The sequence below is a fragment of the Hyphomonas sediminis genome (assembly GCF_019679475.1).
GTDB lineage: Bacteria > Pseudomonadota > Alphaproteobacteria > Caulobacterales > Hyphomonadaceae > Hyphomonas > Hyphomonas sediminis.
The window spans coordinates 1,694,855-1,710,523 of record NZ_JAIEZP010000001.1 but is presented as its reverse complement, the minus strand read 5'-3'; the positions used below and the strand labels follow the sequence as shown (position 1 = coordinate 1,710,523).

The 15,669-nt window shown below is 62.4% G+C and carries 14 protein-coding genes; 10 read left to right on the top strand and 4 right to left on the bottom strand.

What is annotated here, in order from left to right; genetic code table 11:
- Positions 1-125: 125 nt before the first annotated feature.
- The gene (locus K1X12_RS08605) at positions 126-2,306 is read right to left on the bottom strand and encodes a TonB-dependent receptor (protein WP_220987197.1); all 2,181 of its coding nucleotides are present in this window, start codon (positions 2,304-2,306) and stop codon (positions 126-128) included.
- A 328-nt stretch (positions 2,307-2,634) separates the two neighbouring features.
- Between K1X12_RS08605 and K1X12_RS08600 the strand changes: the two genes are divergently transcribed.
- The 5 genes from K1X12_RS08600 to K1X12_RS08580 are packed head-to-tail and all read left to right on the top strand — an operon-like array spanning position 2,635 to position 6,670.
- Positions 2,635-3,306: an isochorismatase family protein gene (locus K1X12_RS08600; protein ID WP_439649734.1), complete on the top strand. Its 672-nt coding sequence runs from the start codon at positions 2,635-2,637 to the stop codon at positions 3,304-3,306.
- Positions 3,303-4,250 (top strand): polysaccharide deacetylase family protein, encoded by a 948-nt coding sequence (locus K1X12_RS08595; protein WP_220987195.1) that lies wholly within the window; start codon positions 3,303-3,305, stop codon positions 4,248-4,250. Before K1X12_RS08600 ends, K1X12_RS08595 begins: the two co-directional genes overlap by 4 nt.
- On the top strand, positions 4,234-5,145 hold the full coding sequence (locus tag K1X12_RS08590; RefSeq protein WP_220987194.1) for a polysaccharide deacetylase family protein: 912 nt from the start codon (positions 4,234-4,236) through the stop codon (positions 5,143-5,145). The genes K1X12_RS08595 and K1X12_RS08590 overlap by 17 nt, the downstream gene beginning before the upstream one ends.
- On the top strand, positions 5,142-6,272 hold the full coding sequence (locus K1X12_RS08585) for a nitrilase-related carbon-nitrogen hydrolase (protein ID WP_220987193.1): 1,131 nt from the start codon (positions 5,142-5,144) through the stop codon (positions 6,270-6,272). The genes K1X12_RS08590 and K1X12_RS08585 overlap by 4 nt, the downstream gene beginning before the upstream one ends.
- Entirely contained in the window at positions 6,269-6,670 is a 402-nt protein-coding gene (locus K1X12_RS08580; protein WP_220987192.1) for a YciI family protein, read from the top strand. Before K1X12_RS08585 ends, K1X12_RS08580 begins: the two co-directional genes overlap by 4 nt.
- On the opposite strand, the gene K1X12_RS08575 is transcribed toward K1X12_RS08580, so the two are convergent.
- Complete coding sequence (locus K1X12_RS08575; RefSeq protein WP_220987191.1) at positions 6,660-7,511, bottom strand: DUF1838 family protein; 852 nt, start codon at positions 7,509-7,511, stop codon at positions 6,660-6,662. The two genes, K1X12_RS08580 and K1X12_RS08575, sit on opposite strands and share 11 nt — an antisense overlap.
- Positions 7,512-7,673: 162 nt before the next feature.
- Here K1X12_RS08575 and K1X12_RS08570 point away from each other — a divergent pair, with 162 nt between their 5' ends.
- From K1X12_RS08570 to K1X12_RS08550, 5 genes are all read left to right on the top strand, one after another.
- Positions 7,674-8,471 carry a GntR family transcriptional regulator gene (locus K1X12_RS08570; protein WP_220987190.1) on the top strand — a complete coding sequence of 266 codons (798 nt, stop codon included), beginning with the start codon at positions 7,674-7,676 and terminating at the stop codon, positions 8,469-8,471.
- A 62-nt stretch (positions 8,472-8,533) separates the two neighbouring features.
- Positions 8,534-9,196 (top strand): hypothetical protein, encoded by a 663-nt coding sequence (locus K1X12_RS08565; protein ID WP_220987189.1) that lies wholly within the window; start codon positions 8,534-8,536, stop codon positions 9,194-9,196.
- A gap of 18 nt (positions 9,197-9,214) precedes the next feature.
- Positions 9,215-10,795, top strand: a complete 1,581-nt coding sequence (locus K1X12_RS08560) for an FAD-binding oxidoreductase (protein WP_220987188.1) — start codon at positions 9,215-9,217, stop codon at positions 10,793-10,795.
- The gene (locus K1X12_RS08555) at positions 10,792-12,219 is read left to right on the top strand and encodes an aldehyde dehydrogenase family protein (RefSeq protein ID WP_220987187.1); all 1,428 of its coding nucleotides are present in this window, start codon (positions 10,792-10,794) and stop codon (positions 12,217-12,219) included. The genes K1X12_RS08560 and K1X12_RS08555 overlap by 4 nt, the downstream gene beginning before the upstream one ends.
- Positions 12,216-12,998 (top strand): enoyl-CoA hydratase/isomerase family protein, encoded by a 783-nt coding sequence (locus K1X12_RS08550; protein ID WP_220987186.1) that lies wholly within the window; start codon positions 12,216-12,218, stop codon positions 12,996-12,998. The genes K1X12_RS08555 and K1X12_RS08550 overlap by 4 nt, the downstream gene beginning before the upstream one ends.
- On the opposite strand, the gene K1X12_RS08545 is transcribed toward K1X12_RS08550, so the two are convergent.
- Positions 12,989-14,272: an amidase gene (locus tag K1X12_RS08545; RefSeq protein WP_220987185.1), complete on the bottom strand. Its 1,284-nt coding sequence runs from the start codon at positions 14,270-14,272 to the stop codon at positions 12,989-12,991. The two genes, K1X12_RS08550 and K1X12_RS08545, sit on opposite strands and share 10 nt — an antisense overlap.
- Positions 14,269-15,666 carry a phenylacetate--CoA ligase family protein gene (locus K1X12_RS08540; protein WP_225907921.1) on the bottom strand — a complete coding sequence of 466 codons (1,398 nt, stop codon included), beginning with the start codon at positions 15,664-15,666 and terminating at the stop codon, positions 14,269-14,271. Before K1X12_RS08540 ends, K1X12_RS08545 begins: the two co-directional genes overlap by 4 nt.
- Positions 15,667-15,669 lie beyond the last annotated feature (3 nt).

Genomic DNA, 15,669 nt, shown 5'->3' with positions numbered 1-15,669 from the left:
CCTCAAAAGAAAAAGCCCGGACCGAAGTCCGGGCTTCTGGAGTGAACCTGCAAGTCGCGCCCGTAACGGGGGTGGGGCGACGATCTTTCCGGTTCGTCTGGTGGATCGTTCGAGGTTAGCGGACCTCAGAACTTCCAGCCAAGTTCGACGCCATACGTCAGCGGCTCCGATGCATATGTCGAGAAGGAGCCAGCCGTCGTTGCGCGGTAGTACGCCTCGTCACCGAGGTTCTTGCCCCAGACTGCAACCGACCAACCGGCAGGCGCTTCATACTTCACCCGGGCATTCATCAGCGTCGGAATTTCGCTGAGGGCGTGCGCCGGGTTGTTGGCAACGAGGCTCCAGGAGTCGTCTTCGAAGCTGACATCGCCCGAGAAGATCAGCTCTCCATCGTAGAACGGCATCGTGTAGAGCGCGCCGATCGTGGCCTTGTATTCCGGAGCGTTCTTCAGCTCGAGCCCCATGGCGCAAGCGATGATCTGCGCATCATCCGACGCAACCGTACCGGCCGGGCAGCCAGCACCATTGTTCGTCAGGCCTCGTGCCTGGTCGCCGGTCATATCGGTGTACTCTGCCTTCAGGAGGCCGAGATTGCCGTTGATCTGGAAGTTGTCTGTCACCTGCCAGACGCCCTCAACTTCGATGCCGGAGATTTCGGTTTCATCGACGTTGAAGCGCGTGAAGCCAAGGCCCGGAACCGTCGCACCAATCTGCAGGCCCTCATACTTGTTGAAGAAAACTGCCGTGTTGAGACGCACCTTGTTGTCGAACAGATCCGTCTTCAGGCCCGCCTCGAAGGAGTCGAGGGTTTCCTCGTCCACCCGCAGGAACACAGCGGTGCTGCTGAAGGCGTCCGGAGACCAGCCACCCGACTTGAAGCCGGTCGAGTATTTGGCATAGCCGAGCATCGAGTCGTTGAAGCGATAGTCCGCACCGATCGTGTAGCTGACATTGTCAAAGTCAGCGCTATCGTCGCGGGTATAGTTCAGGGCAAGGTTCGCGCCGGAAAAGTCTTTCGATTCCGTGGTGAAACGAATGCCACCGGTCACGCTCAGCGCATCGCTCACCGCGTAAGTACCCTGACCAAACAGCGCGAAGGATTCGGTGCTGAAGTCGATCGAGTGCGGGAAGATGAAGACAGAATCGAGCGTCAGATCTTCTTCGAAGTAGAATGCGCCGACCAGCCAGTCGAGCTTTTCGCCCGAACCGCCGAGCGTAAACTCCTGGCTCACCTGGGATTGATCCGTCTGCTGGCTATAAGGCGAGCCGATACGGGTAACCAGGTTGTCCTCAAGTTCGCGGTATGCGGTGATCGAGGTGAAGTCGAGGCCAGCAAACTCGCCTTCGACGGTCGCGGAGATGCCCGACGATTTGGAGCGTTGGTCATAGGCCGTGAAACAGCCGATCGCCGTAGAAGCCGCCGTACACGTCACGCCCGGAATCGGCTCGATGGTGAAGATATCGCCATCGGCATCGACGCCTGGCGCAACCGAGTCCGGGATCGGGTCAGAGCGGTCAAGCGTCTGGTCAGCGGCAACGAGCAGCGACCATTCGGGGGAGAACTCGGTGTAGAAGCTGCCACGCAGCGCCATCACATGCGTGCGACCAACTTCACGACCTTCCCCAGCGCGCGCGCCGTTCGGGATCACATCATGGAAGCCGTCGCGCTCGCGCAGAAGGCCGGTCAGGCGGAATGCGGAGTTCTCGCCAACCTGAAGGTTGCCCGTGCCGCGCAGGTCAAACCTTCCATTGTTGCCAGCGACGGTACGCACTTCGCCCGAATTCTCGAATTGCGGCTTCACCGAAGTGAGCTTCACAGCGCCGCCGATGGTGTTCCTGCCGTAAAGCGTGCCCTGCGGGCCGCGCAGCACTTCGATCCCGGCGAGGTCGACCACATCAAACAGGGAGCCGACCGAGCGGCCAACATAAACGCCGTCGACATACACGCCGACCGCCTGGTCAACCGCGCCGCGGCTTTCGTCTTCCCCCACGCCGCGCAGGAAGATGCGCGCTGCGTTGGCGGTGCCGGTGTTGGTCGCCATGTTGATGTTGGGAACGACAGACTGGAGATCGAGGAGATCGCCGACCTGCTTGTCTTCCAGCATCGCCGTGTCCAGGGCGGTCACAGCAACAGGAACGTCTTGCAGGTTTTCTTCAACCCGCTGCGCCATGACGGTAATTGCGCCGAGGCGACGTGTGTCGGTGTCGTCGGAATCAGCCTCCTGCGCAACGGCTGGCAAAAAACTGGAGCCGGCAAGCAGAACCGCAAGGCTGGCGCTCACCGAAAGTGAAGATCTGAAACGCATGGGGTCCTCCCGAGCTTAAGACAGAGCCAACCTCCGCCTTCGCAAATGATATATCTTTTGCGTCACCCTGATTACAATATGTCCGGTCAAAGTCAATTTCCTTCATGACAGATTTTGCACGGTCTTGAGGCGCACATGCCCATTCCTGATGCGACGCTGGCGCAAACGGCTGTCAGAGCGGGTTTCAAAGTCACGACGCACATGCCAGCCTCCCACAGGAAAATCCGGTCTGGCGCTCGACGCGAATAAAAGGATATATCATTTGAAACCCGACCACCTGCCCAGTTGAGGATCATTGTCCATGAGCGGATATCCCACAGAACCCACCATGATCCGGTCCGACAAAACGGCCCGCGAGATTTTCGAAGAGACGCTGGCCAATCCGGCGCGTGCAAAATTCGGCTTCGGCGAGAAAATTGCGATCGTGAACGTTGATCCGCAAAAAGCCTATACTCGTCCCGACCTTTACCCCAAGACCGCTTACATCACCGACCCTGATCAGATGAAGCATACCAACGACATTTCGAACGCGGCACGCGCGAAAGGTCTGCCGGTTGTCTGGACACATGTTGCCTATATGGAGAACGCAGCCGACGCGGGCGTATGGGGCACACGGACGAACACGCCCGATTCGCTACAGAACATCAAATACGGCTCCGAGCGTCATGAATTCGATGACCGCCTGACCATAGATGAAAAGGTCGATGCGGTTTACACCAAGCGGATGCCGAGCGCGTTTTTTGAAACGCCGCTGCAAAGCTTCCTTGTCTGGCACAAGGTGGATACGGTGGTCGTCACTGGCGGCTCCACATCAGGCTGCATCCGCGCAACGGCCGTTGACGCGCTCAGCCGGGGCTACCGCACGATTGTTCCCATCGAATGCGTGGCCGACAAGCATGAGAGCTACCACTTCGCCAACCTGACAGATCTGCTCATCAAATATGCTGATGTGGTTCCGGTCGCCGAAGTCAAAGCCTGGATCAAGGCGTACACGGCATGACCCATTCTGATCCCAATCTCTATGATTACTGGCCCTATGAAGGCCGCCCGAAAATCAGATGGCCGGGCAACAAGAAGCTCGCCTTCTGGATTGCGCCGAACATTGAGTATTATGAGTTCGATCCGCCGGTGAACCCATCGCGGTCTCCCTGGCCTCGTCCGAACCCGGACATTGCCGGCTATTCGCAGCGCGACTGGGGGAACCGCATTGGCCATTGGCGCTTGATGGACCTGATGGACAAGTACGGCATGCGCGGATCGATCTCGCTGTCGATCGGCCTGATCGATCATCACCCCGAAATCATTGAAGCCTGTATTGCCCGCAACTGGGAGTTCTTCAGCCACGGCATTTACAACACACGCTATTCCTATGGCATGGATGAAGCGCAGGAGCGCGCTGTTCTGGAGGATTCGATCCGCTCCGTGGAACAGGCGACCGGCCAGCGTATTCGCGGCTATCTTGCCCCTGCCCTCACCCACACGGAAAACACGCTGGACCTCATCGCCGAACACGATTTCTGGTATTCCTGCGACCTGTTCCAGGACGACCAGCCCCAGCCACTGAAGACCAAGACCGGCAAACTCGTCTCGATGCCTTATTCGCTCGAGGTGAACGACGTAATCACCTACTCCGTGCAGGGGTGGAGCCCGCAGCGGTATACGGACCTGCTCAAACGCCATTTCGACCAGCTGCTGAAAGAGGGCGAGGAGTCCGGCACCGTGATGTGCATTCCCCTGCACGCCTATCTCGTCAGCCAGCCTCACCGGATTCGCATCTTCGAGGAGGCGCTGAAACACATTGCAGCGCATTCGGACGATATCTGGATCACGACCGGCGCCGAGATCGCCGACCATTTCCGCACCCATTATTGGGATGAAAGCGTCAAGGACATCGCCGCGCGCGGCGTCGCCACCGGAGGAACCGGCTTTGCCCCAGCCCGCTGAATTTCTCGTTTATCCCCACCGCGCCTATGGCATGGATCAGGACAGGTATGACTGGCAACCTGCAGACCGGCGCCCGCCTGTCCAGCTGAAATCCGGCGCCAAGGCGATGGCCTTCATCACCATCCCGCTGGAATTTTTCCCGCTGGACCCGCCCGCGAAGCCCTTCAAGCATCCCGGCGCCATGGTCACGCCTTATCCGGACCTGCGCCACTATACGACACGCGACTATGGCAACCGCGTCGGCGTCTTCCGCCTACTGAAGGAACTGGAAGCTGCTGGCCTGAAAGCCACCTTTGCGGTTAACGCAGAGATCGCCCGGCGCTATGCCCCGCTGATCGAGCGCATTCGCGCTGGCGGTCACGAAATCGCGGCGCATGGCGTTTCTACCGCCCATATCCACCATGCCGGCCTCAGCGAAGAAGAAGAACGCGCGCTTGTTGCCGAAACCCGCGCCGCTCTTCCCGATGCCGTCACCTGGATGAGCCCGGCCCGCAACGAATCCTTCAAGACGCCGGACCTGGTCCGCGAAGCGGGCTTCTCGATCTGCCTCGATTGGGAGAGCGACCAGCGCCCCCTCCCGATGCGGACCAGCGCAGGCGAGCTGACCTGCCTGCCTAACCATTATGAGCTCTCAGACTTCCTCATTCTGTCCACTCGCTCCCAGAGCGAGGACGAATGGGCAGACCAGATCCTGGAGGCCGCCGCGCAAACCGTTGCGGAACACCCAGAGCGCGGCGCGCAATGCTTCGGCTTCACGCTCACGCCTTACATCACGGGCCTGCCCTTCCGGATCGAGGCGCTCGCCCGTGTGCTGACGGGTCTTGCCGCCATGGAGGGCCTGCAGGTCTCGACCGCTGCCGTTGTTGCCGCCGCTTTCGCTGAGGCCAGCCAATGACGCGCCGAGGCCTTCTGATGGGCGCCGCCGCCACTTCACTCCTGCCGGTTTTCGGCGGATCAAAAGCCAATGCCGGGGAGGCAAAATCGATGCGTTATACAGCCATGGCCCTGCAGACTGTCTGCGAGGCCGTCAATCAGGACAAGACGCCCGAGGCCTCCCACGCGCGGATGAACGCCGCTATCACCCGCGTCACGGGCCAGATCATGGCGTCGAAAGGCTTCCTGAAGGGCTTCAACGGATATGACCTGAAACTCGTCGTCCTGCCGGAATACTGGATGACCGGATTCCCCATGGGCGAAACGCGCGAAACCTGGCAGGCCAAGGCTGCCATCCCGATGGACGGCGCCTTCCCGGATGCGCTGGCGAAGATGGCGCAGACCACCGGTGTTTATCTGTGCTCGAACCATTACGAGACGGACCCGAACTTCCCCGAACTCTACTTCCAGTCCAACGTCATCTACGGCCCCACCGGCAACACCCTGCTGCGCTACCGCCGCATGATCTCGCTCTATTCGCCCTCCCCCTATGACGTGTGGGACAAATATCTCGACATCTATGGCGCAGACGCCGTGTTCCCCGTTGTCGAAACCGAAATCGGCGCCCTTGCCACCATCGCCAGCGAGGAAATCCTCTATCCCGAGATCGCCCGGATGCACGCCTTCAAAGGCGCTGAAATCCTGCTCCACCCGACCTCCGAAGTCGGCAGCCCCTCGCTGACGCCCAAGCATATCGCCAAGAAGGCCCGCGCGATCGAGAACATCGCCTATGTCGTCTCGGCCAACTCCGCCAGCATCACCGGCACGCCGGTTCCCGCTGCTTCCACCGATGGCATGTCAATCGTGCTGGACTGGTATGGCCGCACGCTTGGGGAAGCTGGCACAGGCGAAACAATGAACGCCAATGCCGTACTCGACCTGACCGCCCTGCGCGAGACCCGCCGCAAGACCGGCATGACCAACACGCTCTCGCGCCTGCCGCTGGCGGCTTTCGCCCCGGCCTATGCGAGCACCGAACTTGCCCCGCCCAACCGCACGCCGGATGGCAAGATGGTCCAGCGCGCAGACGCCCTTTCCCAGCAACAGGCCGTCATCGACCGGCTCGCCGCCTCCGGCGTCCTGAAATGAGCACGCCGGCTGCACCAGCGCCCCCACCCCATGTCCCGAAAATGGGACAGCCCTGCTATCTGGTAACCTGCGTCGACGGCCCCGGCGCAGCAGAGCTGCGCATCCTGCATATGGCGACGCATTTCGCGCACATTGAGCGCCACTGGCAGCGCTTCATCACGGCAGGCCCCGTGCGTGCGCCAGGCGGTGGCCCGATCACGGGATCCGCCTTCCTTGTGCTGGGTGATACGCTGGAAGAAGTTCAGGCCCTGCTGGCGCATGATCCCTATATCAGCTGCGGAATGTACGCGTCGGTTGAATACCGTGAGCTGACGAATGCCGCCGGCCTGTTCATCGGCGGCAAGATCTGGGACGATACGGAAGATTTCGTCCGCCGCATCGCCGGCGCTACTGGCTGAAGCCAGCGCTGCCCTCGCCTTGTTGCAGGGTGCGAACTTCCTCCAGGCTTGCCGGCGGCGCCAGCCACATCGCCTTCTCTGCCTCGGCCCAGGCCAGCAGCGCGGGCGGAAACGCATCGACCGTATCAACGCGGTGGCTCAACAGGTGATAGATCCCCGTGCCGCCGCCCGCCCATGCTGGAAGATCCCCCAGCCTTTGCCAGGTCATCTGGTAGGGCTGGTTCACGCTGCCCTCGGGGTGAACGAAGAAGTCATAGTTTTCCCAGGCCTCATACTGCCCGCCATTCGGCAACGGAAAGTTCAGGAACAGCGGCGCCGTAAACGCCCAGCTATCGCCCACCTTGCGTGCAATGATGCCATCCTTCGATTCGATCTTCTGCACCCGCGGCTCAACGCCCTGCTCCACATCGGCATAGATCAGGCCGTCTTTCATCCGGTAACGGATTACCTGATAGGGATAGGCAATCGGCACAACAGGCTGGCCATTCAGCTCCGTCAGAATCTCGCCGGTCACAGGATCTGTATAGGTGAAGGTCTTGCGGGTCAGATGGATCACTTCGCCGTCTTCGCCCTCAGGCCAGATCACGCGTGAGCTGTCGAAGCCGACCATTCCCATGATCTTCTCGCCCGACGGGTAAGCGTAGACCGCCCCTTCTGACACCCAATGGACCGGTTGCCCATTCCCGGCGCGCGCCTCGATCCAGGTCCGGAACACGTCTGCATCGGTGAGCTGGGCCGCCGTTTCGGCAACAGCGGTCTCCGCAACAGGCGCTGCGCCGCCTGCAGTCGAAGCGCACGCGGCAAGCAAAACAGTCACACCGGTCAGGGCAAATCGGAGCATGGAACACCTCAATTGATATATCTTTTGCCCAAGCTATCCAATTTCCGGCGGCGCGCAAGCTGCCAGCAATGCCTGCCGAATGCGCCAACGCGCATTGCATATCCACATGGCACAGCCGATAAGTGGCGGAGACATTTCAACTTTGAACGGATTCTCGACCCCATGGCGGCCGACTCGTCCCTTATCCTGACTGCCGATCTCATCGCTGAAGATGCCGGCATCCCCCTCTACCAGCAGATTTATGATCTGCTCCGCGCGAAGATCGTCAGCGGCGAACTGGGCCTCAATATGCGCCTGCCGGCGGAGCAGGAGCTGACAGAAATGCTCGGCGTGTCGCGCATCACCGTCAAGCGCGCCCTCAACGAGCTGGCCGTGGCCGGCTTCGTGCGCCGCCAGCGCGGCATCGGCACGGTCATCACCTTCGATGCCGCCGCCCCCACGGTCAAAGGCTCCTTTGAAAACCTCATCGATGGCCTCACCCGGATGGGCGTCGAAACGGAAGTCCAGCTGCTCGATTGCACGATGGCGTCCGCCAGTCCCGCAATCTGCGAAACTCTGGAGCTGCCCAATAACGCCTCCGTCCAGCGCATCGTGCGCCTCCGCCGTCTGGGCGGGGAGCCCTTCTCCTATCTTGTCACCTACGTCCCGGAAGATATTTCCGAGGGCTATTCGGAAGATGAGTTGGCCACGGAGTCCCTCATCAAGCTTCTGGAGAAGGCCGGCTACGCGCCTGTGGAAGCCGAACAGACCATTATGGCAGAAGCGGCAGAGCCCGCCGTTGCGGCCAATCTGGGTGTCGCGCCCGGCTCTCCGCTCCTGCGCATTCATCGCATCATGCGCGACAAGAATGGCCGCCCCGTGCAGGACATCACCGCCCATTACCGGGCTGACCGTTTTCAGTACCATATGCGCCTGACCCGCAACACGGCGCGTCAGAAAGACTGGAAAACAGACAGCTGAGCTTGCGTCCGGCGAAAGTTCGAGCGATTAAAAGATATATCTTTTGATCGCGAGACCCGCCGATGCCCGAAATTGCCGTCTTTACGCTGCTGCACCTGCTGGTGTTCGTTTACTGGCTGGGCGGCGACCTTGGCGCCTTCTACACCAGCCGCTTCCTCATCAAGCCCGGCATCAGCACTGACCGCCGCATGCTCGCGGCCAAAGTCGTCAATGATGTCGATATGGCGCCCCGCACGGCGCTTATCCTGGCTTTCCCGACAGGTCTGACGCTTGCCCATGTCAAAGGCTGGCTCAGCCTGCCCCTGCCCCTGCCGCTGCTTGTGGCTGTCTGGATCGCTGCGCTCATTTGGCTGGCGCTCGCCTGGGCCATTCACATGAAGCATGGCGCCGCCCCGGCGCTCTGGCGCCAGGCAGACCTTGCCATCCGCTGGCTGCTCATCGGCGGCCTCACGGCGGTCGCTGTCTGGAATATCGCCGGCTCTGGCAGCTTGCCCCTATTCCTCTCGCTGAAACTCCTCGCGCTTGCCGGCTGCACGGCCTTTGGCCTGTTCATCCGCGCCGTGCTGAAGCCGCTCGGCCCGGCCCTCATGGGGCTTGCCGGGCCGGATGCGGCTGCCGCTGAGGCCAGCCTCGCCGCCACGCTGAACCGTGCGCGCCCCCTCGTCACCGGCATCTGGGCGCTGCTCATCGCCGCCGCCTTCCTCGCCCTCCTCAAACCCGTCTGATCCTCCCGGAGAACCGTCATGGAAACCGCCACCGCCACGCAGACCGTTGCCGCCATCCTGAAACAGATCCTCGGGCCGTCAGGCTACAGCGAGGAGCTCGCCGCCCGCGAACTGTTCAGCCAGGACATCTGGGCCAAAGGCGTCACCGCCGACTTCATCGCCACCCCTGAAACCGTCGAACAACTTCAGCAGACCGTTGCGGCCTGCCACGAACACAACATCGCGCTGAACCCGCGCGGCGGCGGCATGTCCTATACCAGCTCCACCACGCCGGACCGTCCGGGCGTCGGCATTCTTGATCTCTCCCGCCTCGACAAGATCGTGGAGATCAACAAGGACGACATGTACGTCACCGCCCAGGCAGGCGTGTCGTGGAAACAGCTTTATGATGCGCTGAAGCCGCTCGGCCTGCGCACGCCTTTCTGGGGGCCGCTCTCCGGCCTCAACTCGACCGTCGGCGGCGGTCTCTCGCAAGGCAACGCCATCTTCGGCGCCGGCATCTACGGCACCACGGCTGACAGCGTTACCGGCCTCACCGTCATCCTCGCAGACGGAACGCCCGTGCGTACCGGCACAGGCGCCACCAAGGTCGGCAAGCCCTTCTGGCGCTATTACGGCCCGGATCTTACCGGTCTTTTCTGCGGCGATTCCGGCGCGCTCGGCTTCAAGGCAGAAATCACCTTCCGCCTCATTCCGTGGCCGGAGTTTGAAGACTGGGCAACCTTCGAGTTTTCCAGCCGCGAAGCCTGCGCCAACGCGATGGCCGCCGTGGCCCGCCAGAACCTCGCCTGCGAAGTCTTCGGCTTCGATCCCTCGCTCACCCGCGTCCGCCTGAAGCGCGCCTCTCTGGCTGCCGACACGAAAACGCTCGCCAATGTCGTCAAGGCGCAGGGCAATCTCCTGAAAGGTCTTCAGGAAGGCGCCAAGATCGCCATGGCTGGCCGCAACTTCATGGAATCCGACAGCTGGAGCCTGCACGTCGTCGTCGAAGGCCGCTCCAAGGCTGGCGTGGCAGACGATATGAAACGCCTCAAAGCGGTTTGCGCCGCTGTGGGTGGCAAGGAGTCGGAAAACTCCATTCCCAAGATCGTCCGGGCAAACCCTTTCACGGCGCCGAACACCATTCTCGGCGCAGAAGGCGAACGTTGGGTTCCCGTCCACGGCATCGTCTCGGTTTCCGATGGCCCGAAGGTCTGGAAAGCTCTGGAAGACTATTTCGCTTCGCTCTCCGAAGAGTTCACGAAATACGAAATCCTAACCGGCTTCCTCATCAGCTCGCTGGGCACCACCGCTTACCTGATCGAACCGGTCTTCATGTGGCCGGAGGAAATCTTCGCCATCCACGAGCAGACCGTTGAACCTGCTCACCTCAAAAAGCTGAAGCGCTTCCCCCCCAATCCGGATGCCACCGCCGCCGTGACGAAGGCCCGCCGCGGCGTGGTGGATATCTTCGACTCCTATGGCGCTGCCCACTTCCAGATTGGCCGCTGCTATCCTTATTCTGAAGTCCTGAGCGATGCCTCGCTGAACCTGCTTAAAGCAGTCAAGGCAATGGTTGACCCCAAAGGCAATGTGAACCCCGGAGCCCTCGGCCTGTGACAACCCGCACCCTGCACGTCCGCAATCCCCGCACCGGCGAACTGGACTATCAGATCCAGGCCGCCGGCCCGGAGGAAATCTCCGCGACCGCCCAGCGCCTGCGCGCCGCGCAGCGTGGCTGGACAGCCCTGCCCCTGGCAGAGCGCGGCGCTGCCCTTCTGCGTCTTGCAGACGCGCTGGTGAAATTCCGTACGGAGATCACCGCCGCCCTCGAGATCGACACCGGCCGCCGCCGCATTGCGGGGCTGGAACTCGATGGCGCGGTTGCCTCCCTGCGCGGCTGGGTCGCCCAGGCGCCAACCCTCCTGCCAGAGGGCTGGACGCAAGGCCGCGCCATGCCCCACATCCGCCACGCGCCGCAATTCGTCCCCTATGCGCTAACGGGCGTCATCTCGCCCTGGAACTTCCCGCTCACCCTGTCGATGATCGACACCATCCCGGCCCTGCTGGCGGGCTCTGCCGTCATCATCAAGCCATCGGAAGTCACCCCCCGCTTTGCCGCGCCGATGATGGCCGCCATCGCCGAGGCCGGCCTTGAAGACATCCTCACCTTCGTCCAGGGCGACGGCGCCACCGGCGCAGCCCTGATCGAGGCGGTCGATGTCATCTGCTTCACCGGCTCGGTCGCCACAGGCCGCAAGGTCGCTGCCGCTGCCGCCACGAAGATGATCCCCGCCTTCCTCGAGCTTGGCGGCAAGGACCCTCTCATCGTTACCGCCAGCGCAGACCTTGAAAAGGCGACCGACGCGGCCCTGCGCGGCTCTGTCCTCTCCACCGGCCAGGCCTGCCAGTCCATCGAGCGTATCTACGTCGCCGCAGAAATCCATGACGCGTTCCTCAAACGCCTCACGGAAAAAGCCGCCGCCGTCCGCCTCAACTGGCCCGACATTTCGCAAGGCGAACTCGGCCCCATCATCTTCGACAAGCAGGCCGCCATCCTCACCGCCCAGATCGAAGACGCAAAGGCAAACGGCGCCGCCGTCCTCACCGGCGGCACAGTCGAGAACCATGGCGGCGGCTGCTGGCTCCTGCCCACCGTCCTCACAAATGTCAGCCATCAGATGAAGGTGATGACCGAAGAAACCTTCGGTCCTCTCCTCCCCGTCATGCCGTTCGCCACCATCGACGAGGCCCTCGCCCTCGCCAACGACACCGAATACGGCCTCTCCGCCGCCGTCTTCGCCGGCACGCTCGAAGAAGCCGAAGCCGTCGCTGCCGGCATCGAGGCAGGTGCCGTCAGCCTGAATGACGCCGCCCTCACCGGCATTTTCTACGAAGCGGAGAAGCACTCCTTCAAGCTTTCCGGCCTCGGCGGCAGCCGCATGGGCCCAGCCGGCTTCCAGCGCTTCTTGCGGCGCAAGGCGCTGATCGCTAACACCGGCGCGCCCGCCCCGCTTTCCGCCTTCGCAGAGGACGCCTCATGAGCCAACCCATCCGCCTCGACATTGCTGCCCCCCTCGCCGAAATCGTGCTGAACAAGCCCGAACGCCGCAACGCACTCTCAGTCGAGATGTGGGCCGCTATTCCCGCCCTCGTGGCGCAGGCCAATGCCGATCCGAACGTGAAGCTCATCCTCATCCATGGCGGCGACGCCGGAGCCTTCGCGGCCGGCGCCGACATCTCCGAATTCGAAACGATCTACGCCACCGAAGAATCCGCCAAGGCCTCCGGCCAGCGCATCGCTGACGCGCTCGACGCCATCGAGAACAGCGCCAAGCCCGTCATCGCTGCCATCGAAGGCGCCTGCGTCGGCGGCGGCGTCAGCCTCGCCATGGCAGCGGACCTGCGCGTCGCGGGCGCTGGCGCAAAGTTCGGCGTCACGCCCGGCAAGCTCGGCCTCGTCTACCCAGCCGGCGACACGCGCCGCCTCCTCGCCGCTATCGGCCCCGGCGCCACGAAAGACATCCTCTTCACCGGCCGCATCTTTGCCGCCGAGGAAGCCAAATCCCTCGGCCTGATCGACCGCCTGGTCGATGCCGGCTCCGCGCTCGAAGCCGCCCGCGCATGGGCCAGCGACATCGCCGCCATCTCGCAATGGTCCGTCCGCGCCACGAAGCAGATGATCCGTGGACTGCAAAATGGATGGGCAGAGGAAACGCCAGAGGCCCAAAGCCTCTTCCTCAACGGTTTCTCCAATGAGGATTTCCAGGAAGGCTACCGGGCGTTCCTCGATAAACGCCCGGCCAGGTTCACCTATCGCTGAAGCGCGAGGGGCACCTGCGGCGCGCCAAACAGCGTTTCCAGCGCCGCAGCCACATCCAGCACGCGCCCATCGCTGCCCTTCGGCCCGATCACCTGCAAGGAAAGCGGCATCCCCGCCGGGCTGAGCCCGGTATAAACCGCAGCCGCCGGCAGTCCTGCAAAGTTTGCCCACGCCGTGAAGTCCGCCTGGTTTTCCGGCACGGGCTCATCGAAGGAAAACGCCGTCTGCGGCGCCACAGGCGCAATCACGAAGTCATGCGCCTCGAAGATCCGCCCCGCCGCCGCCTCGATCTGGCGCACCTGCTCATAAGCCAGCTCAACCTCTTCGGCGGGCCGCGCCACGCCCCATGCCATCAGCTTACGGAAAAACTTCGAGAAGCCTTCCGGGTCGCTTCCCAACTTCTCCGCATGGATGGCGCTGGCCTCCACTTCCGAAATCAGCAGGCCCGCCCGGCGGGAACGGCCATATTGGTATCCCGGCGGCTCGGCCACGCTTGCCTCGGCGCCCGCCGCCTCGATCCGCGATACTGCGACAGAAAAGCCATCTTCCACTGCATCCTGAATGCCTTCACGGCCCGCGCCCCAAACAGCAATGCGCAAGCCGTTCAGCGAGACAGGTTCCGCATTCAGCGCCTGCCCGGTCATCACGCTCAGCGCCGCCCGAAGGCTCTCCACATCGCGCGCGTGTGGGCCAACGGTGTCGAGCGTCGTGGACAGTGCCAACACACCATCTTCGGAAACCAGCCCCGCGCCCGGCTTGATGCCTTGCGTGCCGCAATAGGCTGAAGGGATGCGCACGGAGCCCATCGTATCGGAGCCCAGCGCCACATCGCACAGCCCTGCCGAAACCGCCGCGCCGGAGCCGCCGGAAGATCCGCCCGGTGTATATCCTTCCTTCCGCGGATTTTGCGTTCGCCCGAAGAAGGGATTGTCCGTCGTCGCGCCCAGCGCGCCTTCATGCATGTTCACAATGCCAAGAACCACAGCCCCAGCCGCTTTCAGCCGGCGGACGACCTCCGCATCCTCAGGCGCAATCACGTCACGATACGCGCCGATCCCCGCATGATGCGGCAGGCCCTTCACGGCAATGTTTGCCTTCACGGCAAAGCACCAGCCGTCAATTGCGGATAGGGGCTTGCCGTCCTGAAACCGCGCCTGCGCGGCCTGCGCCTCAGCTTCGGCCTCTTCAAGGCGCAGGTGAATGAAGGCGTGGATCGCCGGATTATACCGCGCAATGCGTCCGGCATAATGCTTGAAGCGCTCGATCGGTGTCATTTGAAGCGCTCGTCGATCAGGCGGATCGGCTTCTGGCGAACTTCCGTCTGCGTCAGCGGCGCCAGCGCGCCCGGCGCGTTCAGCTCCACGGCCACATCAATACCGATTTTCTGCTTCAGCAGCGCGCGGAAGCGATCGGCCACCGCGTCGCTCGCGTCGCCGCTCACTTCGGCCGCCACGATGAACTCGTCCCGGCCGCTCTCGTCACGCCGCGCCTTGCAGATGAACTCGCCGGCAAACGCCTTGTCCTCTTCGAGGATCGGGCCCATCGCCTGCGGGAAAATGTTGATCCCGCGGATCTTCACCATGTTGTCCGAGCGGCCAAGGAAACCCTCGATGCGCTGGAAGTTCAGGCCAAGGCTCGATTGGCCGGCCTTCATGCGCGTCACGTCATGCGTGTTGAAACGGATGATCGGATAAATGTCGTCCTTGAACAGACAGGTGCAGATCATGTCGCCTTCTGCGCCCTCGGCCACCGGCTTGCCAGTGTCGATATCGCCGATCTCCAGGAACTGCGCGTCTTCCATCACATAGAGGCCATCCCGGTCCGGGCCTTCGCCCGCAATACAGCCCGTATCGCCCACGCCATACCAGTCGAAGCAATCTGCCCCGCCCCAGGCTTCAGACAGCGTGTCCTTGTCCTCGCGGCCAAGGTGGCCGGAAATCATGCGGATGTTCAGGTCCTTCACCGGGTCGATACCCTGCTCAACAGCCACGCGGGCCAGCTTCTTGATGTAGTCAGCAAAGCCCACGATCACCGTGGTGCCGAAATCTTTCATCAGCTGAACCTGCTTGATCGAAGGCGTCTCGACGCCCGTCCCGGCAGACATGAACAGCGCGCTCGTCCAGTGTGTCACCGCCTCGCGAACATAGTGTCCGCCATTGATCATGCCATGTCCGTAAACGGAGTGGACCACATCATCCGGGCGCAAGCCCTGGAAACGGTAGAGACGGCCCAGAAGCAGGTTCTGCACTTCGCGGGATTTCGCCCCGAACAGCAGCACTTGCGGCGTACCCGTAGTGCCCGATGTGGTGTGCATGATGGTCGGCGGGCGCTCGCCGGGGCCATAGGCTTCAAATCCGGCAAAGTCGCCCAGCGGAGGATTGCGCGCAATCGACTCCATGATGTCGCTCTTGTCAAAGCTCGGCAGGGAGGGCAGCGATTCCAGCCCCTTGATGTCGCCCGGCTCAATGCCGGCCTTGCCCCAATGGTGCTGGTAGAATTTCGTCTTCCAGGCGCGCTCCACAAGGCGCTTGAACAGCTTCTCCTGATGCGCGCGGATCTCGTCGCGGCTCTTCTTCGCAAAGGCAATGAAGGCGTCTCCCGTGGGATGCTCGCCCTGCATTTTTGCCCAGTCGACCGCATTGAAGTAGGTGTTGTGTCCATCCGTCATCGG